This is a genomic window from Candidatus Bathycorpusculum sp. (assembly GCF_009778815.1).
In the GTDB taxonomy this organism is placed as follows: Archaea; Thermoproteota; Bathyarchaeia; order Bathyarchaeales; family Bathycorpusculaceae; genus Bathycorpusculum; species Bathycorpusculum hydrogenotrophicum.
The window spans coordinates 1-26,616 of record NZ_WRFL01000010.1 but is presented as its reverse complement, the minus strand read 5'-3'; the positions used below and the strand labels follow the sequence as shown (position 1 = coordinate 26,616).

Here is a 26,616-nt window from a genome sequence, read left to right as displayed (position 1 = left end):
TCCCCTCCTCCTACTTTTTATTTTTTTTTAGAGTATTTAACTTGAAACCCCTCAAATGGCTCGCAATAATCCTCATCTTCACAGCCCTGACTCTGCTTGTAACTTATCTCCTCCCAGTCCCAAGTGATGCCGTATTCTCCTACAACCTCATCCCACGCTACATCTTTAGCTTCACATTCATAGCATTCATACCCGGCTACTGCCTAGTCACCATACTATTCACCGGCAAAAACAAACTTGATCTCCTTGAAGAACTCGTACTCTCAGTTGCACTGAGCTTTGGATTAACAGGACTATTGGGATTGTTCTTAGGACTCTCCCCCATAGGTATCAACTTTACCTCAGTAACAGGCTCGCTAAGCCTACTGGTGCTAGTACTCGCAATTATCGCCTATATGCGAAAACTAAGAGAGCCTAATACGTAAAGCGCGTAACAGATACGCCCCTGATGTTTTCACAGCTGATCGCCCATAGGTTCCGCCCTTACGCATCATATGCAACACATAGCCCGGTCGCAGGTAAAACTGCTGATAGGCCTTATAGCGCAATTGCGCCAACTTTTCCATACTCATCGTAGGTGTCTCAAAGATGGGTCCTGCAGTGTCATATTTATCAAAATCAGTTACCCGTAGCCAGCCGTTTTTAACAACTTGCTCATACATAGGCGTCCCCGGATAGGGCGTGGCTAAATAGAAACCCACATCCTCAGGATTTAATTGTTGCACAAAACGAATGGTTTGCTTAGCCGTCTGCTCAGTTTCTCCTGGAAAACCCAAAACTACATTAGCAATAGTCATCAACCCCACATCATGCGCTGTTTTATAGGCTTGGCGGGTTTGTTCTAATTTTATACTCTTATTCATAGCATTAAGAACGGCCTCGGAGCCTGATTCTACACCCATCCAAACAGCAATACAGCCGGCGTCTTTCATGGTCTTTAACAGTTCCCGATCCACCATGTCCACGCGGGTGCCACAGTCCCAAATTAATTTGAGGTTGCGGTTGTGGAGTTCTTTGCAGATCTGAAGCACGCGTGCTCGATCCACACTAAAGGCATCATCATAGAAGGTAACCTGGTCTACACCATAGGTTTGGTGTACAAACTCCATTTCATCCACTACATTTTTTGCACTACGCATGCGATATCCTCGACCAAACATGCGCACTGTGCTACAAAAATCACACCAATAAACACACCCGCGGCTACTAACTAGGGGAATGAGGAGTTTGCCGTTGTGCTTGAGATTATCAAGCGGCATCAAGTGATGGGCCGGGAAGGGGATGCTATCGAGATCTTTTATGTAGGGCCGATCAGGGGTGCGACAAATTTTATCGTTGTCACGATAGGTAATGCCCAATACACCCGATAGGGTTTGGTGATTTTCTATTTTTTCTGCCAGATCAACCAGAGTCTCCTCTCCCTCGCCACGCACAATAAGATCCACCGCGGGGTATTCCCTTAGGGTGTTTTCATCCCAAAATGTGCCATGGCTCCCACCCACTGCGGTGATGGCACTTGGTTGAGCCTCTTTTGCGATGGTGAGAATCTGCATGGCTGATTTGTAGAGCAGGGTGGTGGCAGTTACACCGATAAAATCAGAAGGTGTTTGCAAAATCCGATCCCGGAAGGTATCGTAGCTGAGTTTTTCGGCTTGGCAGTCTATAATTTTAACTTGATGACCTGCTCTTTCAGCTACAGCGGCTAAATATCCAAGACCCAGCGGTATAAATGGCGGATGGGAATGCACACTGGGCGGATATGGCGGATTGACTAAGGTTATCTTCATGAGGGTTGCCTGAAGGGACTTCTAAATAATAGAAACATATAATGCTTTCTTACAGCAAGCACGTACAATTCTAAATTATGATGCTTTTCAGTTTTATGTCATTTCGCTGATGGTTTGAATCTTTGACTCCTAAAAGTTGAAGAAACAGAAAATAGGAAACTAAAATTTTCCTCCATAGAAACAATACTCAGCTATTAGGCTACTCCAGTACTGTGGAGGTATACAAGGAGTAGCAACAGCCTATCTTTATTATTTGTTTGACCTGCAAAGTGGTTTACAGTTTTGTATATCGGGCATATTTGGTTTGCATGGTTTGCAGTTGGACACATTTTGCTTGTTGACAAATGTTATGGATACGTATGTTCCTGCTTCTAGGTTGATGGTGGCTGTTCCTGTTTCTAGATTTATTGTTGAGCCGGTGTTGGGGTCTATTATTATGATGTCTATTAGGCCCATCCGGGTGGTGTTAGTTCGTTTTCTATGGCTACGTATCTGTTGTACTTGTTCACAGTAATGGCGGCTCTTGTTTGTGCTGAGAGTTCTATGTTTATGAAGCCGACTGTTGGATTGTTGCTCGAGAGGGTTTGCGTCATGTTAACAAAACGCACCCCTGATAAACGCTTACTGTTTGAGTGAAATTAACTCACACTCGTTTCCCATATAGTGGTCAGTGTTGCAGAGGTAGCCTTGATTTTAGTGGTCATCTCTCTACTCGAAGCTCAGAGAGCTTAAGAGTGTGAATACTCCAACGCGTTTCTTGAAAACCTCTCTCTTAATTTTTCATCTCCAAACAATGCCCAGCTCTTCTCTGCTATAGCTAAAATATCTCCGTTCTCCACCAAAGCCCAGTCACATTGTTTTGAACTGATTGTTCTATGTAGTAACTTAGTCTGCCAAAAAGGGGTTAAGAGAGTTTTATATGCATGGCTCGCAGTGCATATGCCGCTGAAGTTTTTAGACCCGATCTGCCATAGGTTCCGCCGCGGCGCATCATTTTAAAGATGTAACCTGGGCGGAGGTAGAATTTTTGGTGGGCTTTGTATTTGATTTCGCGGATTTTCTCCATACTTAGCTCAGGGGTCTCAAAGGTTGGGGTGGCGGTGTCGTATTTGTTAAAGTCAGTTACGCGTAGCCAGCCATTTTTGATAACTTCTTCATACATGGGGGTTCCTGGATAGGGGGTTGCAATGTAGCAACCAATGTCGTCGGGGTTGAGTGAGTTGATAAAGTTGACTGTTTCCCATGCTGTTTCCTCTGTTTCGCCTGGAAAGCCGATGACTGAGCTTGCAATAGTCATCATTCCGGTTTTTTGTGCGAGTTTGAAGGCGTCGCGCACTTGGTCACGGTTAATTTTTTTGTGCATTTTTCCTAAGATTTTTTCTGAACCCGATTCTACGCCAAACCATACCGTTATACAACCGGCATCATGCATTTTCTCAAGCAATTCTTTATCCACTGCGTCTACTCGGGTTTCGCAGTCCCATTCAACGTTGAGTTTTTTTGCTTTGATATCTGCGCACATTGTTAGGGTGTGTTGGCGGTTGATGGTGAAGGCGTCATCATAGAATGTGAATTGGCTCTCGCCATACTTGTTTTGGAGCATTTCCATCTCATTTACGACTGTGTGGGGGTTGCGGGTGCGGTATCCGCGGCCAAACATGCGTACGGTGCTGCAGAAATCACACCACTGGACACATCCTCTGCTGGTGACTAGGGGAAAGATGGTTTTACCCATGCGATGAAACGCATCTATGGGCAACAAATGATATGCGGGGGAGGGCAATGAATCTAGATCAACAAGAAAGGGTCGGTCTTCATTGCGGATGATTTTGCCGTCTGTGTTGCGATAAGTTATTCCCAAAACACCTGAAAAGCTCTGTTTGTCTTGTAGGCGTTGGAGTAATTCCATAAATGTGATTTCGCCTTCTCGGCGTACAATCACATCTATCGCGGAACATTCGTTTAGGGCATTTTCATCCCAAAACGTAACATGGCTTCCACCCATCATGGTGACGGCCGTTGGATGTTCTTCTTTGGCAACTGTGAGAACATCTTTGGCTGAATTGTAGAGCAACGTTGTTGAAGTTATGCCAATTACATCTGGTTTTTCTTTACTGATGCGTTGCTTAAATGTCTCCACAGTTAAACGTTCAGCCTGACAATCGATAACGTTAACTTCATGGCCTGCTTTCTCAGCCACTGCTCCTAAATATGCAATGCCTAATGGAATAAACGGAGGATGAGCATGTGCATTTGGAGGATAGGGCGGGTTAATGAGTGTAACCTTCACGTCTATTACCTTGTAGTAGGTGGATAAACAGCTAAACGAAATATAACGTTTACGTAAACTTGAGTTATATGGGTGTTAGGTGTAGGCAACGAAATTTGGTCATGTCTTTATCGCTTTTAGAGGTTTGGTCAGTTCATTGATCAGGTGTTTATAAAGGGTCGACCTAAAGTCTCGTTACGACTAACCGCACAAGCAATTCACCAATTTTTTCCAAAACTGCCGAACGTGAATTATAAGGTTGTATCTCTGGATTTTAGTGTCTTCTTGCTTGTTTGATAGTAAGCCGGTTGCTGTAGTGCCTGTCTTCTTTACTGTTGCTTTTTTTTGTAGATAGTGCATATTTTTTCCAAAACTCGTTAGCGATGGAGCTGGTTTCTGCGAAGACTTAATAAGGCTGCAAAGTCATGTTTTGGTAAAATTAATGGTGTATTAGACTTGAAATTTGGCGTGTTTCTCTATCAACCTGAGCCTGTTGAAGGCGTCGACTATAACTTTTACCGTCAAAAGTCCGAATCTGGCATTGTCGGTAAAGTAAACCCTGAAATGTACACAAACATCGCGGTTTTCGGCGACAACAACATGGCCGCACAGCGTCCTGACTGGGTATCTGTTAGCAGCTTTGGTCCCGCGTTGCGCACAAATCCACGCTTTAATCTGCGCTGGGACGTTGTTTGCATGACTAACCCTGAAGCCCGCGAATATAACCTTAAAATCATCAAAGAATCTGCCAAACTCAGCCCCGGCATAAGCATCAGCAGTCAGCACTTCGCAGACCAAGGCTTCTGCACCTGCCCCCGATGCATTGCCGCACAAGCCAAAAGCGGCTTGAGCTGGGTTGAGTGGCGTGCAAAGACCGTCACTGACTTCCTTGCTGAGGTCAAAGAGATCGTCTCTGGTAAACCCCTCTTTGTCAACTGCTTACCTGACCCCATGCTGGGCAAACTACGCTTTGGTTATGACTTTGAAGCAATGGCCCAATACGCCGACTACTTTGTCATACCCATGTTTAGCAAAGGCTACCCCACACCATGGTACTGGGAAACCATCGCAAGAGGCTTCAAGAGTGTCCTCAAAAAACCTGTCTTTGTCAACTTTTATGTCCGCGGACCCAACGAAACCTGGGACACTGTCGCACCAACTAACCAAATCATGACAGTTGCTACCCGTGTTGCCCGCCAGGGTGTAGATGGTATCATTTTCCTAGCCGAGAAAGCAGAATACATCCAAAAGTTCCAAAAAGAAGCTGCCGCAGACAAACAAACACGTGAAGCCCTAAAAGGCCACGGCGGCGACGACGTCTTGGAACTATTTGCCCGCTGGGAAAAACTCTACAAATAATCCCACCCCTTTCTTCTTTATTCTTTTTTGTTCTTAATAGCATTCCATTCTGTTTATCCTAGAAGCTCGCGTTTTACTTGTATAGTGATCTGGTCTGGATATGCTGTAAGTATTTTTCAGTCTTTTGAGGTGGTTGCTATTTGTTGTTGGTTTGCTTAACTTTTCTGATCTTAGCGCTGTCTTTTAGAAATCTGGTGTCTGAATGTCTCTCCACAGACGGTTATGGTTGGGTGACGTTTGGGTATTTTATGTCTGAATGTGGGTGTGTTTAATTGACTTCAAATTAGTTGAATCAATCGCTAAGTAGTTGTTATGTATGTGTGATTATTGTGTTTTTTTGGTGTTGTGTGTTGTGATTTGGATATATTCTCTATATTGAAATGTTATTTAAATATCATCGAAACTTTGGGGGGTTGGCAATTTATGATAAACCATAAATTTGCTTGGTGAATATGATGAAAGAAAAAATTAAAAGTTTTATAGCAATAATGCTAACGCTGTCTCTTGTTGTCGGTTGTTTTGCAACCTTGTTGCAGACAACAAACGCAGCAGACAATAGTGTCTATACACTCACCGCATGGGTAGACGACACTAGATCAACAAACACTATCTATCGCAACGGCGTCTCAGCCCCTGCAATATCCACCCTTATGAAACTAGTCAACGACAACGATGGCACTGTGATTTATGCCATGTGCGTAAACCAAACAATCACAACCGACCTCAAAGTAAAGTATCAAATGGTCGACCTAAACAACTACCCTGACCTCACCTCAACTCAAAAAACTCAAATCTTAACCCTGCTCAACTATATCTCCATCAACTACGGACTTGACACCAAAGAAGGTGCCGCACTAGCACAAACTGTCATATGGCGCATAATCCACCCCGACATCGACTATATTATTCCCCAAAAAGACGTAGGCATAACAAAAGAAGACATCGACAACGTATATGCACACATCAACGACCTGCCACTAAACTATAATTTTAATGTAGCCATAGACGGCACAGCCAACACAGCAACCCACAAAGATACCGACTATAGCTATTATGGCCCCTTTAGCATTTCATATGACCACGAACTATCTGACCTAGACTACCGATTGACTGACCTGGACTTCGATTTAACATTCACTCCCACAAAAACAGATGCAATTTTTACAGATAAAACCTATACAGAAATAAACCAAGTAAAACACGGCAAGGACTTTTATGTAGGCGTACCCAACGACACAACCGAAACAACCTTCAGCTTTAACGCAACCGCCTCAACCGGTGTCACCCTAATAACGGGTATAAACTTTCTAGTCAGTACCAGCGGCACAAACCAACCCCTAGTCGTCTACCAACCCCTCATCCAACCCCTTGTCAACCACGAAACTACCCTCTACCACTACTCCTGCAACGCCAGCTTCACCCTAGCACCAAAAGTACTCAATGGCACACTCATAGTCAACGTAGAAACCGGCACCAAAGTCAACATCAAAGACTCCATAACCGGCGGCTACACCAAAGAAGCCATACCCGATGCAAAAGGCAAATACGACCACGCTACATACAAACACAACCTCGAAACAGCCCTAGGCAACAAAGGCAACTGGTTTCAATACAACGAGTTTACCACCGGTACCAACCAACATTTCGATCTCGTACAAGGCGATAAACTAAATCTAGTCGGCGGTTACACAATCACCTATAATCCTACAACTAACGAATTTACCCTAACCCTAGACGATGCCCTCATAGCAAGTGGTGCCCAACTCTCAATTTCTAACACCATCTTGGTTGCAAAGAACAAAAACGACAAAAACTATAACGCAAACAACATCTGGACCTCAGCTCCAGGCCAACAACAATTCTCCTTCAACGGCCACTCCTACACCTTTAAAGCAAACTGGGTAGACCCCTCAAAACCAGTTTATATCTACCTACACCTCGACGGCCTCACAGGCTATACAAACACCAAAGGCACAAACATCGGAGACACATACACAGTTTATGTGATCGATACAACCGGCAAGGTAGTAGATTTCCAAACCATGACCCTGGCCAGCGGCACAACATCAATCATTGGCTCTGCTACATTTAACAACCTCAAACCCGGCCAATACACAATCGAAGTAGTCGGATTCAAAGATACCAAACTATACACTGTCTCTGCTGAAGTCAAACCAAACGAAACTACAACCATTAAACTCTAGTAATCTAAAAAGTACCCTTGAGGACAAGCCGTCCTCTTTATTTTTCTGATTTATACTATATTGATAGTTCTGCAGTGGTAGTAACAGATTGTTGATAAACCCAAAAGAAGAACCTACCCTTACTTGACAAATTGCTTCGTGTTAGTTACCCTTGATAATTTGGATTAACGCCGCTTTTATGAAGGGCGGCAGATTAACTGTAGCATATTTTGGGTTATCGTTGGTTTGTTGGGTTACGGTGTTCCAGTCTTTAAAATCGGTGGGGAGCAAGTTTTTGTTATAGTCATCATCCATTTTTACTGCGGCTAAAAGTGCGGCTAGTGCTTGAGGATTGCACTTTAGCATCTGAATGAGTTTTTCAGTGGTTACTGCCAGACCCTCTACTTTAGATATCTCAGCAACTAGTTTTTCAATGGGGAGCTGACGTTCTTTTAATCTATCAAGCACAGTTCGATTTGCCCAGATGGGTTCCTGTTTTAACAGAGCCTCAGTAACCGCTTTTCGGGTGCAGTGACCAACGAGTTTGCCCAGATTGGATGCAGGGCCGCCTAACACTACTTCTTTGCCTCTGCTTGTTGAGACAACCGTGACCGCATCAGTTATGGAGCCAGTGGCAGAGTCGCCTGTGTAGTAGCTGCGCACATCAAAGTCGCGAAGCGCCGCAGATTTGGCTTCCGTTGCAGTTATAAGCGCAGCAACCATACAGCTCTCACTTGGATTACCATCAATAAAGACAATGATGTTTATGGTTCCCATAATTTCCTCTACAGCCATTTCTTCACCGCTGGATTCTCCGTGTGAGCAACCCGCTGTAGCCGCAACATAAATGATGTAATCCTCTGCTTTTTTACAAACCAAACTATAATTTTGAATTTTAGCCGCTGTAACCATTGCCAGATAATCCTGAGCAATACCCACCTTTGCCGCTGAAGAAGTTATGAGCTGCATCGGATCCATATGAAGCGCGAGATCACTATACCCTTCCGGCACACCAATGTTTAGAACAGCTTTGACTTGTTTGTTCCCGCCGTTAAAAATGGCTGAACCAATCGTCTTTAGGGGAGTATTACAAATTACGGCTAAAACGTTTTCTTTGATGATAAGTCGGGTATCTTTGGCGAGGTTGAACTCTTCCAATGCCATTCCCATTACCGTTTAGGGTTTGGTTGGATTTAGGGTGATGGCTTTATTTGGACATAAATTCACACAAACCCCGCACTGGGTGCATTGCACTACTGCAATAACTTGGGGTTTGCGGTTCTTGCCTTCTTCTAATGCACCCTGAGGACAAACGCCTATACAGATTTGTCCCGTGCAAGGCGTACACTTGGTCAAGTCGATGGTTAGTGGTGAGGTTTGTTGTTTGCCCATGTGAATCAACAATTAAATAAGCGCCAAGAATATATCTGTTGTGAGCAAGGTATTGGCCATGCAGATAGGGCTAGTTACATACAAACCTGAACATGTTGAAGGTTATGATCTTCATGTTTACTATTCTAAATGGGCTGACGGACAGGCGTTTCCAGCTGCCATAGGAATGCAAAACGATGTTACCGTCTTTTGTGATGCCAAAGCAATACGCGAGGATCCCTCAATTGTCCAAACCTCTCCATACGGTGAGGCACTGAGACGCAACCGACGCAACAATTTACCCTTTGACTACATATGCCCCACCCATCCCGGCTATCGAGCCAAAGTCTATCAATACCTCGACAGCCTCTCGCAACAAGACATATCCGGCGTAACACTCAATCTCTACCACTTTGCCGACCAAGATTTTTGCACCTGCCCAAGATGCACCGAGTTGCACCAAAAAAGTGGCCTAGATAAAACCACTTGGCGCGCCCAAACAATAACCAATTTTATAGCTGAGGCTAAAACCCACACCAAGGGCACCTTTGCAGTGGAAATGTTTCCTGATCCCGTGCTGGCCAAGGAACGCTTTGGCATAGACTTTGATACCATCGCAAAGTTGGTGGATTATTTCCATGTGCCTCTCTCCTCGCGAGACTACTTTACTAACTACTGGGTTGACACCATTGTACGTGACTTTACAGCCACCCTCAAAAAACCCGTGGTAGTTGAACTCAGCGCAGAAATGCCCACCGATGAAAAACTCGAAGCGCTTTTAAAAACAGTTGCCTATATCTCCCGTCACAACCTAACCGCCACCCTGTTCTTGGTCCATGACTCTGAAAACGCACGCCAAATCGCACGATTCGCCGTCCACAACAATAGCTTCCGAGAATGGATAGACAGCTACAAATTCACCAAAATGCAAAAAATCATAGATAACTGGGCAAAAATCTACTAATCACTTATTCCTTCTCTTCCCACAGTAAACTAACACAAAGCCTTGTTTGTTAACTGTGTTTGTTTGTATTTTTCTCTTCTCAGATAGGTTATGCTGTGGAGGATTCTGAAGGTGCTGGTGTCGAGGTACCCTTGGTTGCTATAGGTTTTGCAGTTCTGACGGTGGTTATTGTTTTGGTTGTTGGTTTGTTTTTTGTTTCAAAAAGAGGCCGAGTTGCTAAAAACTAGCTATTTGTGTCTTTGTTTTTGGTGGTTTGATGTTACTGTCAGGGCTTGAATTTAACTACACATGCAAACTGGTTTACAGAGGAACTGTTGAGCGTTTGTAGCTCAAAAAATTCGCAATCTGAAATTGTGCAGTTAAATATTTTTGTTTGTTGTGGGTTTTAGGGTTGTTTGAGTTTGTGGCGGTAGTTTTTTAGTTGTTCCATGTCTAACTCGGTTGTTAGGATGCTGTCTTGGGGTGCGTCGGTGACTTCGCCTAGGATGCCCCAGGGTGCGATGATGGCGCTTCTGCCGCCGCGCATGTTGGAGCTGACGTTGCCTATTTTTAAGATAAACATGCCGTATTCTTTTGCAATGGCCTCTGTTAGGGGGTGGCCTTTGACAACGGGGTGGTCGCCCATGGCTGCCACGGGTAGGGTGACGATTTCTGCGCCTAATTCGGCGACTTTTTTAACAAGTGCGGGGTCAAAGCTGTCTGCGCAGACAATCATGCCCAATCGGCCTATTTGTGTGTCTAAAACTAGTGGGGTGTTGCCTTTGGATACACCTGCGTCGAGTTCGATTTGTATGGGGTTGATTTTTTTATATTTGGCTATCATGGTGCCGTTTTGCCAAAGGGTGCTTGTGTTGTAGTATTTACCGTTGTCTTCTTGAAGAACTGAGCCGCCTAAGAGATAGATATTGCCGATTTCTTTGGAGATTTTTTGGAGAAAGTCCAGAGTTGCGCTACAGGTTTCTTTGCTGATTTTTGGGGCATCGGCAAATTCTGCCATACAGCAAGGAACCGTAAAGTATTCGGGCAGTGCGATAAGAACTGGATTGTCTTTGGCGGCTCTTTGCACTGCTGTTTGGGCCGCTGTTAGGTTATCTTGAAGGTTACTGCGAATTTCCATGTGCAAGATGCTGACTTTCATGCTTAAACCTGTAATAGAGGTGCTGGTTTGGGGTTTTTAAGTTTACTGTCCGATACTTGTTTGGTTTATCTGTTTGTCAGGGTTAAAATCTTTGAGTGTGTAGTCCTGAGTGATGTTTATTCTTTTTTGATTAATTTTCGATTTGTAGCTTGACATTTTTATGCCTTTTATCTGATTAGTTAACTTTAAGTTAACTTTATATGTGCGACAGATGACAAAACCTGTTACTTGAGTGGTAAAAAGATGAGTTTCAATGAGTCCGAAGTTAACAAACTCCTATCGGAAGCAAGAACCCTTGTAAACAAAGTCGTCGAACAAAACCTCGCCGAGGGTTTTCTCTTCTCCGCTGGAACAGACACCCAAATCATAGCTTATGAAGCCATAAAATACAACCCCGGCATTCCCTGTCTTACCCTAGCCTTCAAAGACGGCCAACCCAAAGACGCTGAATACGTCAAAAAAATGGTTGAACTCTTCCACCTAAACCATGAAACCTACCAATTTGACCGAGCAGACGTCTTTAAATTCTATCCTCAAGGTGTCGAAGCCCTCAAAAAATTCGACCCTATGGAAGTCCGAAACAGTCTCCCAGTCTATATCGGTTTAACACTACTCAAAGCCAAAGGTATCAAAACCGTCTATACCGGTGATGCCCTTGACGAATTGTTTGGTTACCCCTGGCAATTCCACCTAACCGAGGAACAATTCGCCGTCAAACAAAAAGAGATGTGGGCCGAAATGGGCTTTGCGTCATTTCCAATGGCGGCATCGCTTGGCATGGAAATCAAAGCACCCTACCAAGATCCCGAATTCATGGATTGGGCAAAACAACTCCCCATTAAGTACAAAATTAATTTCAACAACGGCGTCAAATACGGCAAATGGATCCTGCGCAAAGCATACGAAGACGTTTTCCCCCAAGACATCATTTGGAGACCCAAAGCACCCCTTGAAGCAGGCACCGGAACCGAAATCCTGCGCACCTACTTCAACGATATCATCGATCCCAAAGAATTCGCCGAAAAGAAAATTTCCATAAAAGATGAAGACGACGTAGAAATCCAAGACCAAGAACAACTCCTCTACTACGAGGTCTTCCGCAAGAAATTTGGCAAACCCAAAGACGTCTACCCCAAAATCGACGGTGCCATCGAATGCCCCAAATGCCACAGCCACCTCAAAACTAAAATCCAATTCTGCAAAGTCTGCGGAGCCTACCCCATCTAACCCTTCTTTTCAACTCTTCTTTATCTTTAACTCTTCTTTTATCTTGTTTTTGGGAAAAGACTTATTTTCCTTAGTCCGCTAATTTCAAACTTATTGAGGAGTATCTTTGGCTAATCTGTCCCAGCTCAAAGTTGCAATGGCAACATCGATCTTTCTCTCAGCCTTTATCTTTGGGCTCTTAATAATTGGTATCATATACTTTGTGGGCTTTGATCTATTTATGGGGTTACTTATCGCCATAGCGGGATCAGCCCTTTTCATTCTGTTCCAATACGCTCTTGGCCCTGTAATTGTGGTTGCAACCACCCGCCTGCATTATCTAAAACCCGGCGAAAACCCCTGGCTGGAAAAAGTAGTCAAAGAACTAGCTGATAAAACAGGCATACCCATGCCCAAACTAGCAACCGTACCCAGCAGTACCCCTAACGCCTTCACTTTTGGTCGAAGTACTGCAGGCGCAACCCTAGCAGTCCATGAAGGATTACTAAAACAACTAAACGAAGGCGAAATCCGCGGCGTCATAGCCCATGAACTGGGCCACATCAAACACAAAGACTACATCGTCATGACTGTTCTCTCAGCCCTACCCCTAATCACCTACTACATCGCACAAATAACCCTGTTCGCAGGCGTCCTAAGCGGCGGATCCCGACGCAGAAGCAACAACAAAGACAACTCGGGTGCAATTCTGCTGGTGATAGGCGTTGTCTCATATATCGTCTACATAATCACCTTCCTCATCGTCATGCGTCTGAGCCGACTACGCGAACACTACGCCGATGCCTTTGCAGCCTACCTAACCGGCTCACCCCGAAATATGCAAAGCGCCCTATCAAAAATCACCTACGGCCTATCCATCGCTCCACCCAAATCACCCGAAAGCGCCCGAGCCTTCTACATCGAAGACCCCGACATGGCAAAACAATCCTACGCCTACATCATGAACAAAAAGAACCAATATGACCTCAACAACGACGGCGTACTAGATGAACGAGAACTAGAACTAGCCATGGAAAAAGAAGCCAAAACCGCAGCCGCACAAATGAACAACCTCTTCTCAACCCACCCCACAACATTCAAACGCATCTTACTGCTCCGCGAAATCGAACAAGAAATGGAAACCGGCCAGTACAGCAACGACAAAATGTACAACCACGTCTAACCAACATCTTTATTCTAATTTCATTTTATTTTTATGGCAAAAATTTTTGTGGGATATGCGAAGACTAATATTTTCCGACTGCTGATTACTACAAACTTGGAGGGACATCAAATATGGTTAACTATTGTCCTGAATGCGGCGGAGAAATGCACTACATCTCGTTAACTAAACATTATGTCTGTAAAAGTTGCGGTTTATCCTGTACCGGGCAAGAACTAAACGACCTCCATGATAAAAACCGCCCCGATTATGAAACCGACGATGAAATAAAGCAAGCTCGCCGCAAAGAATACCTAAAATGGTACCTTAGCAAAAAATAAACACCGCCAAAAGCGAAATCAACCCTTTAGCTTTGGCTATGTAGAAAATCAACTCCTAAGTCCACCAAAGCCTTAAGCCTCTCATTAACTACTCATCATGGGGTATCGCTGTGAATGTTGATATCGAATTCATCTGCATAGGTAACGAATTGCTCATCGGCAAAGTAGAGAACACAAACGCCCACTGGTTAGCTACACAGGCTACCCTGCTAGGTGCCACGGTGCGACGAGTCACAGTCATCCAAGATATAGTTGAAGAAATCGCTATCTGTCTCCAAGAAGCCTCAGCACGCAACCCCCACTTTATAATAACCACCGGCGGATTGGGACCCACCTTTGATGATAAAACCTTTCAAGGTATCGCCAAAGCCCTAAACCAACCCCTTAAAATAAACCCCCAGGCCCTTGAGATGGTAAGGACAAAGTGTAATGAATACGCTCAAAGGCGCGGGCTCACCCAAGAGATAGAAATGACTCCACCAAGAACAAAGATGGCCACTCTACCCGAAAACGCCCAACCCATACCCAACCCTGTTGGTACCGCACCTGCCCTAAAGGTCCAAATCGGCTCCTCCACTCTGTTTGCTTTGCCAGGAGTCCCCTTGGAAATGATGGCCATTTTTACTCAAACCATAGCTCCCCTAATCAAACAGACCGCAGGATCGAGTATTTTTTGTCAGCAAAGCCTTTTTGTGAAAGGTATTGCTGAGGCCCAATTAGCGCCTCTAATTGATAAGGTGATGTCTAACAACGCTGGGGTCTATGTAAAATCCCACCCCATAGCGTTACATTCCGATAATGTGCCCCACATAGAACTTCATCTAACCCTCACAATTGCCCAGGAACACAACCCCGACAAGATGCTTCAAAGAGCTATAGAGCAACTGACCCAGCTAATAGAACAAACTAAAACATAACAACCAATCCGATAACGGTAGAATTTGGGCATAACAATTTAAGACATTGAGTAACTGGAAAAGACTGTGACCATCCATGAAGACTTCAGTGCTTAAACTGGTTTGTTTGTTGGTAGTGTTGGCGGCTGTTTTAGCACTGATGCCTCTTGACAGTATAGCGGGACAAACTGTAGATGATCATAGGGTATCTTTTCTGATATTTAATCGTCCTGAAGGTGACAAAACATACGAGCTCACCCTAACCATACCCCAAACCCTTTATCAGTACTATACACAAAAGAGTCATTATGTGTTCTCCAGTCGAGATTTTTCCAAATTTGTCACACCCCAGGCATTTCAACAAGTGGCTGACACACTTTGGCAGCTATATGATAACCCCGAAGACTTTACCAATGCTGTTTTGACCATTGTTCACCAAATTACCTATGAAGAAACAATTCCCAGTTTCTACCCTGTGGAAACGTTGGTCAGAGGCAAAGGTGACTGTGACCTTTTTGTCTACATAGCGGCTTCAATTCTAGAGGCCGGAGGCATCAATACTGTTCTGATATTCTATGAAGAACAAGCACACATGCAACTAGGCGTGGATCTAGGTCATCCGCCTGCTGATGCGCGAGTCGAGGCGTGTTATGTTGACTATCAAAATGTTTACTACTATATTGCAGAATGCACCGGTAGTGCATGGCGAACCGGTTGGCGCGTCGGTGAATGCTCCACAACTTATCAAAACGTTAGCTTTCAAGTGTCACCGCTTATAGGTATGGAAAAAACCTCCATCGGACAAATATCGGCAAATCTTCGAGAACTCGACTCCAGTACAATTAATCTACAGGTTTCTCCCTCATTTATGCTAGAAAGCACAGAGCTAACTATAAGCGGACAGATTTTGCCCATAACTCCAAACGAGAATGTCACTATCCGCGCACAAATTCCCAATCAGGGCTGGGTAACAGTCGCTACTATACTCACCCAACAAGATGGCCGTTTTAACTGTACTTGGACCCCTTTATCTGTCGGTCCAATCGATTTACAGGCAAGCTGGATAGGTAACAGCCAATACAACGGGGCATCAAGTAACTCCTATAACATAGTTATTTTACCCCTTTATTTTGTTGCATTACTGATCGTTGCAGCGGTTGCCGTTTTTATGTTTGCGGTGCTGTTTATCAAGCTACGACACCGGCGGCCTCAATTACCGCCTGAAGTCAGTGAACCCGAATCCCAAATTATAACAAATCCTGAGATCCCCCAAGAGACACCTGACGCTATGCCCGAATCTTTTGAAAATACGGCAAATTCTTAGGATAGTGAAAAATCACCTGATCAATAGCGAGCATATGTGCGTATTGTACCTGTGCTTTGATGTTTGTCATATCTGCTTTTTGATTTTAAGGGTTGTGAGGTGTATTTTTCCATCCGGCGGGTGCATTTTTTAACTGTACGATTTTTTCGTCCAGTTCTATTTCTTAGCATTGGAGATCGAATAAAAAGCAATCTATATCCGCTGTAGATGTTTCTATTGGTTATATTGATGATCAGTTCACATTTTATTCTCTTTATTTTTGTTATTTCTATTTATTGTGTGCAGTTGATATAATGAGTTAATTGAGTAGATATTGAATATTGATTAGAGTAAAAAATGAATAAAAATGAATAAAGAAAAGTAAGCTGTTGTTACTTTACGATTTCTCGTTTCTTCCAGCGCAGGTTTTTGCCCTTGCATTTTCTGCATTTGAGTGCAGTTTCCGCGTTGCGGGCGCCGCAGTCTCGACAGATTTTCATGTAGAGCCGATGCTTCTGCGCGATGGTTTTCTTCACTGGGTCTAATATCGGCATTTTACTGTTAACCTTCTGTTTTGGGTAACTCTTTGATGGTCACGCCTCAAATATACCTTTTGGGCGTTCTTTATGTTGCTACTTGATTACTTCGATGGTGACATATGAGTGTGTGTCTTCTATACCGTCTATGTTGTAGAGTTTCTTTAGAACTTCGTCGAGTTTTTCGTGTTCCACGATGATTACGCTGTCAATTTCGCCTGCGACTCGAAATGCTCGGGAAACTTGGAGTTCACGAAGTTTTTCGTAGACGTGGATGCGTTTTAGTGGTGAAACTTTGATTAGTATGAATGCGGGGGTGGTGGTTATTCCTAGGCCTTTGATGCCTTTTTCTGTGACGTCTATGAAGCCTCTTCCTGTGCGGATGTAGCCGTGGGTTTTGAGTTTGCGGAGGTGTATGTTTAGGGCTTGGCGGCTTACGCCTAGTTGGGTTGCGAGTTCGTCTTGTTTGATTCTTAGGGTGTAGGTGTTTGTGGATTTTCCTTTTTCGTAGAGTGTTTTTAAGAGTTGAATTGAGCGTTTAGTTAAGGGCTCCAAGCTGGTCACTTGTATGTTTGTTAAGTTAAAACTTTACAATAGTGAGGTCGCTTAAGTATTTGGTGTTTTTCTAATCAGAAACTTATCACATATCTCTCAATACTTTATATGTTTATTTGGTTGCTGATGACCTGCTTGAGACTTCCGCAAGATCTTGGCACATTTACCACAATGTATTTATGTCAAAAAAATGCTACTGAACCAACTTAAAAGTAAACTAGGAGTGAAGCGGAACGTGACGGAAAACATCAGTGCGGTCTTAATCGGGAAAAAGCCAACAATGAATTATGTTCTTGCATGCATTACCTTTTTCCATGGCGGCGCAAAAGAAGTCAGCATTAAAGCACGCGGCAGAAGCATAAGCAGAGCCATTGATGTTGCTGAAGTGGTACGGCACAGATTTCTGCCCGATGTTAGAATCAAACGGATCGGCATCGGTACAGATCAGTTCCAGCCCCATGACCAAGATGAAGGGTTTCAGGGTAGCGCCACCACAAATGTAAGCACTATTGAGATAACGTTGATGCGTTAAGTCACGATTTAAGCAGAATTCCTTCTTTGCAGGAAACCGACTCGCAAATGAAAACCGAACTATGCAGTTTCTGCCTAAAAAGCGGCATATTATGCCAGAAATGTTCATCTAAAGTTAAGGCTGGCGAAATAAGTGATCTAGATCTCAAAATCACTCGCTTGCTTCTCAACCTAGAAGAGAAGTATCCCTCCCTGCAAAACGTCTGCTTCTACAAAGCAGTCGACGTTGAAAAAACGTTAGCCATCCTCGTAGGACACGGCGATGTCCCCAAACTTTTAGGTTACGGCGGTAAAATAGTCAAAACCCTAAGCGATGAAACCGGCAAAAACATCCGAGTACTCGAATATGGCGTTGACGACCGTAAATTCCTCGAAGACCTTTTTGTGCCCTTTAGCATCTTGACTATAAACACAATCTGGCTCCCAGATGGAACCACCGAAACCCGAGTTATTCTACGGCGCAAACGTGGGCAACAACTGCCTATGGACCTCAAAGCACTCAAGGAAATCGCCAACAAAACCCGCAAAATGTCTCTGCGTGTAGAAATCGCAGATTAGGCTGGCCGCAGTATGGACTTGGACTCCATGGGCGACTGGGTTAGAACCCAGTACACCTCACAGGTAACCCCTGACCTAGATGGGCAAGAAGTGACCCTCTTTGGATGGGTCCAAGAAGTACGAGATCTAGGAGGCCTTCGCTTCCTCATACTTCAAGACCGCGAAGGTACAGTCCAAATAACCATACCCAAAAAACGTATCTCCCCCCAAGTTTTAGCCAAATCCGACTCACTCCAAAAACGCTTCAGCTTCGCCATAAAAGGCACTGTTAAAAAAACTAACATGACCCAACGCGGAGTCGAAGTCATCCCCACAGACATCAAAATTTTCAGTACCGCCACCGAACAACTACCCATAGACATCACCGGCAAAACCCCCGCCAACATCGAAGTCCGCCTCGACGCCCGCCCCCTTGACCTCACACTAGAAACAAGCCTAGCCGCATTTAAAATCCAACATGTAGCCCTTCAAGCTATTCGAACTTTCCTATTTGATCAAGACTTCATGGAAGCTCACAGCCCACGTATCATCGCCTCCGCAACCGAAGGCGGCGCTGAATTGTTCTGCATCGACTACTTCGGACAAAAAGCCTACCTAGCACAAAGCCCCCAACTATACAAAGAAGAACTCACTCTGAGCTTTGAAAAAGTCTTCGAAGTCGGACCCTTTTTCCGCGCCGAAGAATCCCACACCCGGCGCCACCTAAGCGAATTCACTTCCGTTGACGTCGAAATGGCATTCGCAAACGCCGACAACGTCATGACCCTGCTTGAACAAACAATCCACCACACCGTCGGCGTAGTTAAAGAAAAATGCCAAACAGAACTCAACCTCCTAAACCACAACCTCGAAGTACCCCCCCTACCCTTCAAACGCCTAACCTACACCCAAGTCCTAGAAGACCTAAAAACCCAAGGCGTAGACATCCCCTGGGGCGAGGACATCACAACTGATGCCCTCCGAGTCTTGGGCAAAATATACCCCGACTTTTACTTCATAACCGAGTGGCCCACACACACCAAAGCCTTCTACATCAAACCCCAAAACGACAACCCCAAAATCAGCGAAGGCTTCGACTTAATGTATGGCTACATCGAGCTAACATCCGGCGGCACTCGCATCTGCGACAAAACCCAGCTCATCGAACGTCTAAAAGAAAAAGGCCTAAACCCTGACTCATTCAAGATGCACCTCCAAGCCTTCGACTACGGCATGCCACCACACGCAGGATGGGCCATTGGTCTAGAACGCCTAACCATGATTCTAACAGGCATAAAAAACATCCGCGAAGTCACCCTCTACCCCCGCGACCGCGTAAGACTAACACCCTAACTCTCTGCAAAGCCCCTTTAAAAAAGAAAATCAGAAGAAAAATTTTCTTCTGCACTATACACGGCGATTCTTTGACCGCAAAAACAACTCTGTTATGTATTGATCAACGGGTTTCTCGCTATTTTTAGCAATACGCTTCACAGCATCATTAACCCCTGTGGAGTACTGCACTGCCTTTTTGGGCTTATCCACAATAACCCCTGGCATACCAAGATTTTGGGCGGCTCTGCGCAAAACCAGTTTGCGCAAGGTATCTGCTTTTGGCTCGAGTTTACATTCAAGCGGCAATCCTAAAGCAAACTCAGCTATAGCATATGAAGCAAAGGGGCACCTCAACTCTACATCATAGAATCCCATGAGCTTTCGATCCCGCTCAAGATTGTTCTCATGCATACTGATAACATCTTGATACATGGTTTTGCGAGTACTTTCGGTGCCGTTTTTGCAGGCTTGATTGACATAGCGCTGATAGCCGCCAAATAATTCATCTGCTCCCTGTCCTGCTAGCACCGCTTTAAACTTGGACTGTACTGCCTGCTCTGCTAGCCAGTAAAAAGGCACTCCGATAGCTGCTTTTATAGGATCAGGCTCCTCAATAAGCGTCACCACACTGGGCAGGGCCGATTCAACATCTGTATCTTTGAAGAGCTCTATTTGCATAGGCAAATCCAGTGCCTGAGAAGCCTCAATGGCCTCCTCAGTTTCAGGCTGATTTTCTAAACTAACATGAAGTAAACTAACTCGTTTACCCTCTTTGGCCGCTAAATAGGCCAAAAGACTACTATCCAACCCCCCCGAGAACGCAACCGCTACCTCTTCTAAATCCTCAACTCGACGCCGAACCGACTCCACTAAAAGCGTTTGGAGGGTTTGAGTAGCCTCTTCAAGTGTTATCTGCTTGGGTTGAGCATAACTTGGGGTTTTAATTGGTTTAAATCTAAACCCAGCTTTATCTGCAAACCCAAGTGTCCCTGGCGCAAAAGACTTGACTTCTTCAATACCTAACTTCCAAAGCGCCGCTCGATTGGTTGCATAGGCAACAAGGTCTCGATTTTCACCAAAATAAAGCGGCTGCATACCCATGGCATCTCTGCCGGCCATTATTGTGCCGTCTTTTAGCATCCAAAATGCATAATCCCCCTCTGCTTCCCCAAGTAGCGTCTGCAAAGAAGCCTCACCCTGCTGAGAATTCTGCCCAATTTGTGTAAGATAGGTTGCCTTGGGTATTGGAGCATAGATTCGCCCCTCAAACAATACTGTTGCATCTCCTAACGATAGAAAATCATACCCTGCCGCTGTTTTGGATTGTGTGGTAGCAAACCCTGTCGCCACAGAGGTTTCGCTGCTCTGTTTACTGAGCAGTGCAAGATTTTTGTCAAAATTACCCTTCTTTGAGGTCATAAGCCCAAAATTCAACGGTTGCCCCACATCAACACTTTTAAGAACATCTAACACCGGTTCGATAACACTCTTGCCTTCCTTACTCAAAACCGCAACAGTAACCTTCACATCAACAGCTCCAATACCAGTGCTAATGCACGCTAAAACATTAACCTTGAGCAACAACTATCACAAGACAAATCACAATTAAACTAAAACACATATGTAATTAGCACTAAAGCTGGTCAAGAAAGTTGCCAAGTTGGTACTAAATATCTGAAACACGTGAACTGTACCATTTTTGGTTCTGATGGATTTTGTTTTAGGTTATTTTCGATAACTGGAGCATTATATGTTAACTACCCTTTTTATTTTATACATTGAGGTATTCCTTTTTCATGTGTTCTTCCATATTTTGATACAATATTGTGTTTTAAACCTCAATCATTTAACAAAAGAAATTTTTATAAGATAAGTGCTGATATAATGCAACTGTGCAGGTATCGCTTTCTAGATTGGAGGAAAAGAAAGATGAATAAAAAATCCAAAAAATATCTCACAGCACTTCTTCTTAGTGTCCTTATGTGTTCTGTGGGTTGCTCGATTATGTTGCAAAGCACCGCTGCTGAAGAATTGACACCTGCTCAAAAAGGCCTAAATATGTTACGAGACGTACTCTGCCTTGACTTAGGAAAATACACCATTACAACCTCAACAGAAACTATGACTATCCCCCTCACAGTTCCGGCTAACGCTTGGACTTCCGATACTGTAACCTACAGCCTCACCTCTGCTGAGACCCAACTAAAAATACAGTGCTTCTTTGGAAACGGCTATTTCATTTCCCTAGAAGTGCTTGAAAATCAAGGTGCATCGGAACTAAAGCTAATCGATAACGACACAGCAAACATCCAACTGCTCCTTGAGGCTTATCAGAAATACTTTGTGGCTACTTACAAATACCAAGCAAGACCCATCCTTGGAGAACTAAGCCCCTGCCTAGACGGTATAGACATAACCAATGACTATACCAAAACGGTTGGCAATAGGCAATTTGACGTATTAGTATATGATAACAACCGAACCGAATTTAGGTGGAGTTATACCGTAAATCCGTTTTTAGGTGACCCCCAATTTAGTGACCCCGCTTATGAACGGGAAAGTTTTGTAGTGTTAAAGTTCACTGATGGCTTTTTAACTGAATTTCGTGACATCTACCCGATTCCGGGGCCTGTCCCTAGCCCAAGTCCCAGCCCACCACCAAGCCCTAGTCCAACTAGTTCTATCTCAGAAACTGATGTTAAGTCGAATATGACTCAGCCCCAACCTAGTACGATAAGTAGCGCTGATGTAGATAGTCCGGGTGCAGATTCACCTTTTAGTATTGATATTGGGGCATCTTTAGAGGTTGTAGTTTTGGCGGTTCTAATAACAGCTGTTATTTTGGTTGGTGTTTCATTTTTTATCTTGAAAAGAAATAAAGTTCCCATTAAAGAACCCTAAATTACCCTGCCGCGTTTTTTACTCTATAGGGCAATGCGCTTATGTACAATCATAAAACCTGCCAAAACAAATGCATTATTTTGTATGTGCTAAACTCTGCTAATAGATGCTGATAGCGGTGGTGTATGTTGTTTGGTGGGGGCTAGGCGTTAATTTCTAATAATAGTTGATTAATGCCTGAATTTGATACTTTACTGGTGATTAATGTGGTGAAGAGTAAACTTCATATGGTGTGAAAACAATGAATTGAATATTGTTGAATTTGAGTGTGAGAAAATGAAATGCTCAAAGAGTGTAATTATGCTGATTGTGGTTGGTGTGGTAGTTTGTCTGATTTTAGTCGGCACTTATAGTGCCGTTACCAGTTTTAGCACTCAAGATACCCCAATAGATCGCACTCCTAAGGGACCACAAATTCAAATTCTCTCACCCCGAAATAACACCACCTACCAAACACGAAATGTTATGTTCAATATTACAGCAAACAACGCCACAGCAAAAATTACCTACTTCTTAGACCGAGAAGAAAGCAATATGTACATTGAAATGTATCCTCACAACAAGGGGGTTAACATGGATGGATTTCCTGTTACAGATGGAGACTTTAACATCACCTACATCGAACCTGGTGAATTCTCCCGAGATTTAATTCATGGGGTTCATACTTTGACTGTTTATGCTTTTGATGAGGCGGGTAACGTTGGGGATTGCCAAATCATCACCTTTATGATAGATCTGCCCGTTCCACCAGTAGTATCGATGACGCGGCAAGAACTTCAGGCGACTATTGACTACTTTGAGTCTGAGGGGTTAATAGTTGTGCCGCCTGATCCTAAATCTGCATACATAGGAAAGCGCGATATTGCATGGTTTGAGAGTAAAGAAGAGTTTGTTACTTCTTTGAAGGAAAATGGAGTGACAGCAATTATTAAATTTGACACTTCTCCGGATATTTCATTTTGTGGCTTTGCAGGACCAGGGCCTTTGCTATTTATGTATAGTTTTAGAGTCATAATTATCTGATTTTATTTCTTTCCACCCTATCTTCAAACAACGCCACAAAACCCCAATAACACAAAATAAAAACGCGTATTATATAGATGGCCAGAAATTTTGTGACAAGAAACCGAGTTGCTTAGAAGTCAAAGAGTCCTTTTTGCCGAGTTTCCTGGGGGGCCTTAGTTGCGGCTGTGAGGTCTTCTTCCCATTCGTCTTTTTTATCATAGCCGCCGACTTGTTCTTTGATTTTTTTAGCTAAACGCGGACCCACTGATGGCAACGCTGTGAGTTCTTCAATGGAGGCACGTTTGAGGTCCTCCACGGTTTGGAAACCTGCATTAAAGATTATGCGTCCACGAACTCTACCCACACCCTCCAAGGTAACAATAGGCATCAATTCGCGTTTTATACCCATAGACACCCGCTCAACTAGTTCATTACTCAGATCAGTTACCTCTTTGTTTTTATTTGCAATCACCGGAGCGAGTCTCTCAACGGCATGGAGCAACCACTTTGCACTCTCAATAGTGCGATAGAGATCCCCCGGCTGAACATTAAAGCGCTCCAAGAGTCTATCCTCGGATGTCTCCTCTATCCAAGCATTGAGCACCATCGCCATTTTAACCTCTCCTAAAAAGTCCGCATAACCGATGTAGTCTCGTTGGCTGGGTGTTTCCACTAACAACTCTTGTTGATGCTCCTCAAGGGTGTCAGTAAGTTTTTCCATTTCCCGCTGATAGGGTCTCATAATTGGTCCCATATCGGGGGTATGCGCAATGAGCTGAAGCAGACTAAACTCAGTGAGTACTGGCGGCTTGGTTTGTAGTGCATCTCGGATGATTATGCCGCTTAGTGGATCGATGTAGAGTTCACTTATCCGCTTACCCAACTTGGTCGCAACAATATCATCACCCATTACGCATATCATTTCTTCATCATGTAGGAACCGAAGAATTTTGGCGATGACATTTTGGATCGCTTTGACGTCGTATTGGTAGGCGTAGAAGGTTTTGCGGAAAAACTCATAGATTCCCTCCTCAGTATGAGCGTAATCGCTGGCAATGGTTGAGAGAACATGGGTGCGCAGGATTTTCTCAACTGCAAGACGTGACCAAATCCGTTCCGGCTTGGCTAGGACATAGTTTTCCATAACAAAATCTGATTCATCGGCGGTTTTAGCCACAATAACTGATTCGCCAAATTTGTCGTATTTTGGTCTGCCTGCGCGGCCGGCCATTTGTTTGTAATCTAGGACCGGTATGGGATAGTTACCCAAACCTGCTTCGAAGCGGCGGTAGTCTTGGATGATAACTGTTCGTGCGGGCAGATTGACTCCCCAAGCCAGAGTTGGGGTTGCGGTTAAGACTTTTATTTTTCGGTCTTTAAATCCCTGCTCGATGATGGTTCGCTGGGCCCCGGGTAGGCCTGCGTGGTGGTAGGCCACTCCGTTGCGTACTAGGTCTGCGAGTTCTTCGCCTATTTGGGTGCGTTCGCCTGATTCTAAAATTTTATGGGCTTCTTTTTCAAGGACGCTTTTGGTTTGTTCTTCGAGGCTTTTTTTGACTATTTTTGAGCCAGTTTTGGGTATGAGAATTTTATCCATGTGGCTGGCAACTTGTTTGGCCGACGAAACCGCATTTTTACGTGTTGAGGCAAAAATTAAGGCTTGACCGCCATTGCGCAGGGTGTTTAGAACCATGTTGATGACTGTGAAGCGGGTTTCCTGTTCGATTTTTCGGTTCTCTCCATCTTTGTATTGGATTTCGTCTTGGAGAATCACGCCTTCTTTTAGATTGATAGGTCGCCAGCTGGTGACTATGTATTTGGCGTTGAGCCAGCCTGCAATTTCATCCACATTGTTTACGGTTGCTGATAATGCCAGAATTTGAATATTGGCGTTGTACTGCATTAGCCGGGCCAGTACAATCTCTAAGGTGGGTCCTCGTCCGGCTTCATTTAGCAGATGTATCTCATCAACAATAACTGCCGAGATGCTATCCATCCATTCCGCTCGATGTCTAAGCAGTGAGTCGGCTTTCTCGTTGGTGGTAACGATGACATCATATTTGGCCAACCAATTATCAGCCGTATCAAAATCACCTGTGCTGATTCCAACTGAGACCTTGGTGCCGTTGGGTTTTTGGATAGACGTGTATTTTTTGAATTCCTCAAATTTTTCACTAGCAAGTGCTCGAAGCGGACAGAGATAGATGGCTTTACCTCCCCCCTCTAAGATATGCTTAAGCGCACATAGCTCTGCAATAAGGGTTTTACCTGAGGCCGTGGGACTGGCCAGCAAAATATTTTTTCCCTCAAGCACTCCCTCACGTATACAATCTGCCTGAGGCGGAAACAATTCACAAATACCCTGCGCTTGGAGGACCTCTCTAACGCTTTGGGGCACATTTAACTCTGAAATCTTCAAGGCTCACAACACACAGGTCTCTACTGGACTATATGCACTTATTAGCGTTTAGGGCTTTTATCCCAAAAACCACTCATACCACAGATATTCCGTTAGGGTTTAGCGGTGGGGGTTGAGTTGTTTGATTGGATAATTGCCGGAGCAAATTTGGGGGTTTTAATGGTATATTTTATACAGTAGTAGAATAACACATAGGTTGTAGGGATACCTATTATGATGCCTCGTATGGCCGCTTTTAGTCCCATTTTTATTCCCTTCGATGCTATCTGCATTAGAGCTAAAACCAAGAAATACCCAGGGAAAATAAGGCTTAGGTAAATATTTTGGATTAGTAGGCCGCAAACGCTTAGGACTAAAGCGGGCAGATATCCCAGGTAGGTTAGGTAGCGTTTGTTTTTTCGGAAAAACGTTGTAACTGATTTACTTGCTGAAGAAATACCTGATTCGGTGATGATGCCCTCCGCTTGGAGTTTGCCTTTTTTTCTCATACCCCGCAGGGCCTCTTTTAGCGACATATCTAAACCATAGATGTTGCTGTACTTCTGAGTTTTACAGTTAATATCTAAACCCACTGAACGATCGGTGCTGATTATTTTAAATCCTCTCTGTCTTGCTCTTAGCGAAAAATCGCGATCTTCACCAAACGTCAAGTCGGAATCAAAGTGCAACTTATTGGTAACTTTTTTAGAGATAAGTATATTGCTTTGACCGCATTATAAATAAGTGTTGATTGTATATGTTAACACGTGCTTAGTTATGAATAAAAAGTACAGTGTTAACTTGACCAAAGATGAGCGTTGGATAATTTTTGAGACAAT

26 protein-coding genes are annotated in these 26,616 nt (G+C 44.1%); 15 read left to right on the top strand and 11 right to left on the bottom strand.

All coding sequences use genetic code 11. The features are described 5' to 3' along the window. The first annotated feature begins 41 nt into the window (after positions 1 to 41). Positions 42 to 425, top strand: a complete 384-nt coding sequence (locus tag FWF39_RS03495; RefSeq protein ID WP_343382053.1) for a DUF1616 domain-containing protein — start codon at positions 42 to 44, stop codon at positions 423 to 425. Here FWF39_RS03495 and FWF39_RS03490 read toward each other — a convergent pair. The 3 genes from FWF39_RS03490 to FWF39_RS03480 all read right to left on the bottom strand — a co-directional run bounded on the left by FWF39_RS03490 (position 405) and on the right by FWF39_RS03480 (position 4,077). Continuing rightward, a complete protein-coding gene (locus tag FWF39_RS03490) occupies positions 405 to 1,787 on the bottom strand; it encodes a cobalamin-dependent protein (RefSeq protein WP_343382052.1) in 1,383 nt (460 codons plus the stop codon). The two genes, FWF39_RS03495 and FWF39_RS03490, sit on opposite strands and share 21 nt — an antisense overlap. 446 nt (positions 1,788 to 2,233) lie before the next feature. Then, entirely contained in the window at positions 2,234 to 2,380 is a 147-nt protein-coding gene (locus FWF39_RS03485; protein WP_343382051.1) for a hypothetical protein, read from the bottom strand. 311 nt (positions 2,381 to 2,691) lie between these two features. Beyond that, the gene (locus FWF39_RS03480) at positions 2,692 to 4,077 is read right to left on the bottom strand and encodes a cobalamin-dependent protein (protein WP_343382050.1); all 1,386 of its coding nucleotides are present in this window, start codon (positions 4,075 to 4,077) and stop codon (positions 2,692 to 2,694) included. 435 nt (positions 4,078 to 4,512) lie between these two features. On the opposite strand from FWF39_RS03480, the gene FWF39_RS03475 reads away from it, so the two are divergent. Beyond that, positions 4,513 to 5,415 (top strand): hypothetical protein, encoded by a 903-nt coding sequence (locus tag FWF39_RS03475; protein ID WP_343382049.1) that lies wholly within the window; start codon positions 4,513 to 4,515, stop codon positions 5,413 to 5,415. A gap of 455 nt (positions 5,416 to 5,870) precedes the next feature. Next, the gene (locus FWF39_RS03470) at positions 5,871 to 7,619 is read left to right on the top strand and encodes a carboxypeptidase-like regulatory domain-containing protein (RefSeq protein WP_343382048.1); all 1,749 of its coding nucleotides are present in this window, start codon (positions 5,871 to 5,873) and stop codon (positions 7,617 to 7,619) included. Positions 7,620 to 7,760: 141 nt separating this feature from the next. Here the strand turns inward: FWF39_RS03470 and FWF39_RS03465 are convergent, their stop codons facing one another. Both FWF39_RS03465 and FWF39_RS03460 read right to left on the bottom strand, forming a co-directional pair. Next, entirely contained in the window at positions 7,761 to 8,762 is a 1,002-nt protein-coding gene (locus tag FWF39_RS03465) for an adenosylcobinamide amidohydrolase (RefSeq protein WP_343382047.1), read from the bottom strand. Between the two features lie 12 nt (positions 8,763 to 8,774). Next, on the bottom strand, positions 8,775 to 8,990 hold the full coding sequence (locus FWF39_RS03460; protein WP_343382046.1) for a 4Fe-4S dicluster domain-containing protein: 216 nt from the start codon (positions 8,988 to 8,990) through the stop codon (positions 8,775 to 8,777). A gap of 58 nt (positions 8,991 to 9,048) precedes the next feature. On the opposite strand from FWF39_RS03460, the gene FWF39_RS03455 reads away from it, so the two are divergent. Then, positions 9,049 to 9,933 (top strand): hypothetical protein, encoded by an 885-nt coding sequence (locus FWF39_RS03455; RefSeq protein WP_343382045.1) that lies wholly within the window; start codon positions 9,049 to 9,051, stop codon positions 9,931 to 9,933. A gap of 95 nt (positions 9,934 to 10,028) precedes the next feature. Beyond that, entirely contained in the window at positions 10,029 to 10,160 is a 132-nt protein-coding gene (locus FWF39_RS03450) for a hypothetical protein (protein WP_343382044.1), read from the top strand. Positions 10,161 to 10,318: 158 nt separating this feature from the next. Here FWF39_RS03450 and FWF39_RS03445 read toward each other — a convergent pair whose 3' ends face one another. Further along, positions 10,319 to 11,071 carry a carbon-nitrogen hydrolase family protein gene (locus FWF39_RS03445; protein WP_343382043.1) on the bottom strand — a complete coding sequence of 251 codons (753 nt, stop codon included), beginning with the start codon at positions 11,069 to 11,071 and terminating at the stop codon, positions 10,319 to 10,321. A 243-nt stretch (positions 11,072 to 11,314) separates the two neighbouring features. Between FWF39_RS03445 and FWF39_RS03440 the strand changes: the two genes are divergently transcribed. The 5 genes from FWF39_RS03440 to FWF39_RS03420 all read left to right on the top strand — a co-directional run bounded on the left by FWF39_RS03440 (position 11,315) and on the right by FWF39_RS03420 (position 16,000). Beyond that, positions 11,315 to 12,298: an asparagine synthase C-terminal domain-containing protein gene (locus tag FWF39_RS03440; RefSeq protein ID WP_343382042.1), complete on the top strand. Its 984-nt coding sequence runs from the start codon at positions 11,315 to 11,317 to the stop codon at positions 12,296 to 12,298. Positions 12,299 to 12,404: 106 nt separating this feature from the next. Next, complete coding sequence (locus FWF39_RS03435; protein WP_343382041.1) at positions 12,405 to 13,460, top strand: zinc metalloprotease HtpX; 1,056 nt, start codon at positions 12,405 to 12,407, stop codon at positions 13,458 to 13,460. A gap of 113 nt (positions 13,461 to 13,573) precedes the next feature. Further along, positions 13,574 to 13,780 (top strand): hypothetical protein, encoded by a 207-nt coding sequence (locus tag FWF39_RS03430; RefSeq protein ID WP_343382040.1) that lies wholly within the window; start codon positions 13,574 to 13,576, stop codon positions 13,778 to 13,780. A 110-nt stretch (positions 13,781 to 13,890) separates the two neighbouring features. Next, a complete protein-coding gene (locus FWF39_RS03425) occupies positions 13,891 to 14,697 on the top strand; it encodes a molybdopterin-binding protein (RefSeq protein ID WP_343382039.1) in 807 nt (268 codons plus the stop codon). Positions 14,698 to 14,773: 76 nt separating this feature from the next. Then, entirely contained in the window at positions 14,774 to 16,000 is a 1,227-nt protein-coding gene (locus FWF39_RS03420) for a hypothetical protein (RefSeq protein ID WP_343382038.1), read from the top strand. Between the two features lie 371 nt (positions 16,001 to 16,371). On the opposite strand, the gene FWF39_RS03415 is transcribed toward FWF39_RS03420, so the two are convergent. Together FWF39_RS03415 and FWF39_RS03410 are read right to left on the bottom strand one after the other, a co-directional pair. Beyond that, positions 16,372 to 16,533 carry a 50S ribosomal protein L40e gene (locus FWF39_RS03415; RefSeq protein ID WP_119815852.1) on the bottom strand — a complete coding sequence of 54 codons (162 nt, stop codon included), beginning with the start codon at positions 16,531 to 16,533 and terminating at the stop codon, positions 16,372 to 16,374. Between the two features lie 78 nt (positions 16,534 to 16,611). Then, on the bottom strand, positions 16,612 to 17,070 hold the full coding sequence (locus tag FWF39_RS03410) for an Lrp/AsnC family transcriptional regulator (protein ID WP_343382037.1): 459 nt from the start codon (positions 17,068 to 17,070) through the stop codon (positions 16,612 to 16,614). A 235-nt stretch (positions 17,071 to 17,305) separates the two neighbouring features. On the opposite strand from FWF39_RS03410, the gene albA reads away from it, so the two are divergent. Genes albA through aspS form a run of 3 tightly spaced genes read left to right on the top strand, consistent with a single transcriptional unit; the run spans position 17,306 to position 19,491 of the window. Continuing rightward, the gene (gene albA, locus FWF39_RS03405; protein WP_343382036.1) at positions 17,306 to 17,602 is read left to right on the top strand and encodes a DNA-binding protein Alba; all 297 of its coding nucleotides are present in this window, start codon (positions 17,306 to 17,308) and stop codon (positions 17,600 to 17,602) included. 47 nt (positions 17,603 to 17,649) lie between these two features. After that, positions 17,650 to 18,159, top strand: coding sequence for a hypothetical protein (locus tag FWF39_RS03400; protein ID WP_343382035.1), 510 nt, complete (start codon positions 17,650 to 17,652; stop codon positions 18,157 to 18,159). Between the two features lie 12 nt (positions 18,160 to 18,171). Beyond that, positions 18,172 to 19,491, top strand: coding sequence for an aspartate--tRNA(Asn) ligase (gene aspS / locus FWF39_RS03395; RefSeq protein ID WP_343382034.1), 1,320 nt, complete (start codon positions 18,172 to 18,174; stop codon positions 19,489 to 19,491). Between the two features lie 54 nt (positions 19,492 to 19,545). Here the strand turns inward: aspS and FWF39_RS03390 are convergent, their stop codons facing one another. Further along, a complete protein-coding gene (locus FWF39_RS03390; protein ID WP_343382033.1) occupies positions 19,546 to 20,979 on the bottom strand; it encodes an asparagine synthase-related protein in 1,434 nt (477 codons plus the stop codon). Positions 20,980 to 21,402: 423 nt separating this feature from the next. Here FWF39_RS03390 and FWF39_RS03385 point away from each other — a divergent pair, with 423 nt between their 5' ends. Both FWF39_RS03385 and FWF39_RS03380 read left to right on the top strand, forming a co-directional pair. Next, positions 21,403 to 22,374: a hypothetical protein gene (locus tag FWF39_RS03385; RefSeq protein ID WP_343382032.1), complete on the top strand. Its 972-nt coding sequence runs from the start codon at positions 21,403 to 21,405 to the stop codon at positions 22,372 to 22,374. A gap of 276 nt (positions 22,375 to 22,650) precedes the next feature. Then, positions 22,651 to 23,397, top strand: a complete 747-nt coding sequence (locus FWF39_RS03380) for a hypothetical protein (protein ID WP_343382031.1) — start codon at positions 22,651 to 22,653, stop codon at positions 23,395 to 23,397. 112 nt (positions 23,398 to 23,509) lie between these two features. Here FWF39_RS03380 and FWF39_RS03375 read toward each other — a convergent pair whose 3' ends face one another. Together FWF39_RS03375 and FWF39_RS03370 are read right to left on the bottom strand one after the other, a co-directional pair. Continuing rightward, positions 23,510 to 25,798: a DEAD/DEAH box helicase gene (locus tag FWF39_RS03375; protein WP_343382030.1), complete on the bottom strand. Its 2,289-nt coding sequence runs from the start codon at positions 25,796 to 25,798 to the stop codon at positions 23,510 to 23,512. A gap of 92 nt (positions 25,799 to 25,890) precedes the next feature. Continuing rightward, a complete protein-coding gene (locus FWF39_RS03370) occupies positions 25,891 to 26,448 on the bottom strand; it encodes a hypothetical protein (protein ID WP_343382029.1) in 558 nt (185 codons plus the stop codon). Positions 26,449 to 26,616 lie beyond the last annotated feature (168 nt).

What these genes read in the sequence shown, in the direction of transcription:
- FWF39_RS03380 (WP_343382031.1), top strand. Translation starts at nt 22,651, where the DNA reads ATGAAATGCTCAAAGAGTGTAATTATGCTGATTGTGGTTGGTGTGGTA.
- FWF39_RS03440 (WP_343382042.1), top strand. Translation starts at nt 11,315, where the DNA reads ATGAGTTTCAATGAGTCCGAAGTTAACAAACTCCTATCGGAAGCAAGA.
- FWF39_RS03490 (WP_343382052.1), bottom strand. Translation starts at nt 1,787, where the DNA reads ATGAAGATAACCTTAGTCAATCCGCCATATCCGCCCAGTGTGCATTCC.
- FWF39_RS03400 (WP_343382035.1), top strand. Translation starts at nt 17,650, where the DNA reads ATGAAAACCGAACTATGCAGTTTCTGCCTAAAAAGCGGCATATTATGC.
- aspS (WP_343382034.1), top strand. Translation starts at nt 18,172, where the DNA reads ATGGACTTGGACTCCATGGGCGACTGGGTTAGAACCCAGTACACCTCA.
- FWF39_RS03430 (WP_343382040.1), top strand. Translation starts at nt 13,574, where the DNA reads ATGGTTAACTATTGTCCTGAATGCGGCGGAGAAATGCACTACATCTCG.
- FWF39_RS03455 (WP_343382045.1), top strand. Translation starts at nt 9,049, where the DNA reads ATGCAGATAGGGCTAGTTACATACAAACCTGAACATGTTGAAGGTTAT.
- FWF39_RS03460 (WP_343382046.1), bottom strand. Translation starts at nt 8,990, where the DNA reads ATGGGCAAACAACAAACCTCACCACTAACCATCGACTTGACCAAGTGT.
- FWF39_RS03465 (WP_343382047.1), bottom strand. Translation starts at nt 8,762, where the DNA reads ATGGCATTGGAAGAGTTCAACCTCGCCAAAGATACCCGACTTATCATC.
- FWF39_RS03470 (WP_343382048.1), top strand. Translation starts at nt 5,871, where the DNA reads ATGAAAGAAAAAATTAAAAGTTTTATAGCAATAATGCTAACGCTGTCT.
- FWF39_RS03445 (WP_343382043.1), bottom strand. Translation starts at nt 11,071, where the DNA reads ATGAAAGTCAGCATCTTGCACATGGAAATTCGCAGTAACCTTCAAGAT.
- FWF39_RS03485 (WP_343382051.1), bottom strand. Translation starts at nt 2,380, where the DNA reads ATGACGCAAACCCTCTCGAGCAACAATCCAACAGTCGGCTTCATAAAC.
- FWF39_RS03415 (WP_119815852.1), bottom strand. Translation starts at nt 16,533, where the DNA reads ATGCCGATATTAGACCCAGTGAAGAAAACCATCGCGCAGAAGCATCGG.
- FWF39_RS03385 (WP_343382032.1), top strand. Translation starts at nt 21,403, where the DNA reads ATGAATAAAAAATCCAAAAAATATCTCACAGCACTTCTTCTTAGTGTC.
- FWF39_RS03420 (WP_343382038.1), top strand. Translation starts at nt 14,774, where the DNA reads ATGAAGACTTCAGTGCTTAAACTGGTTTGTTTGTTGGTAGTGTTGGCG.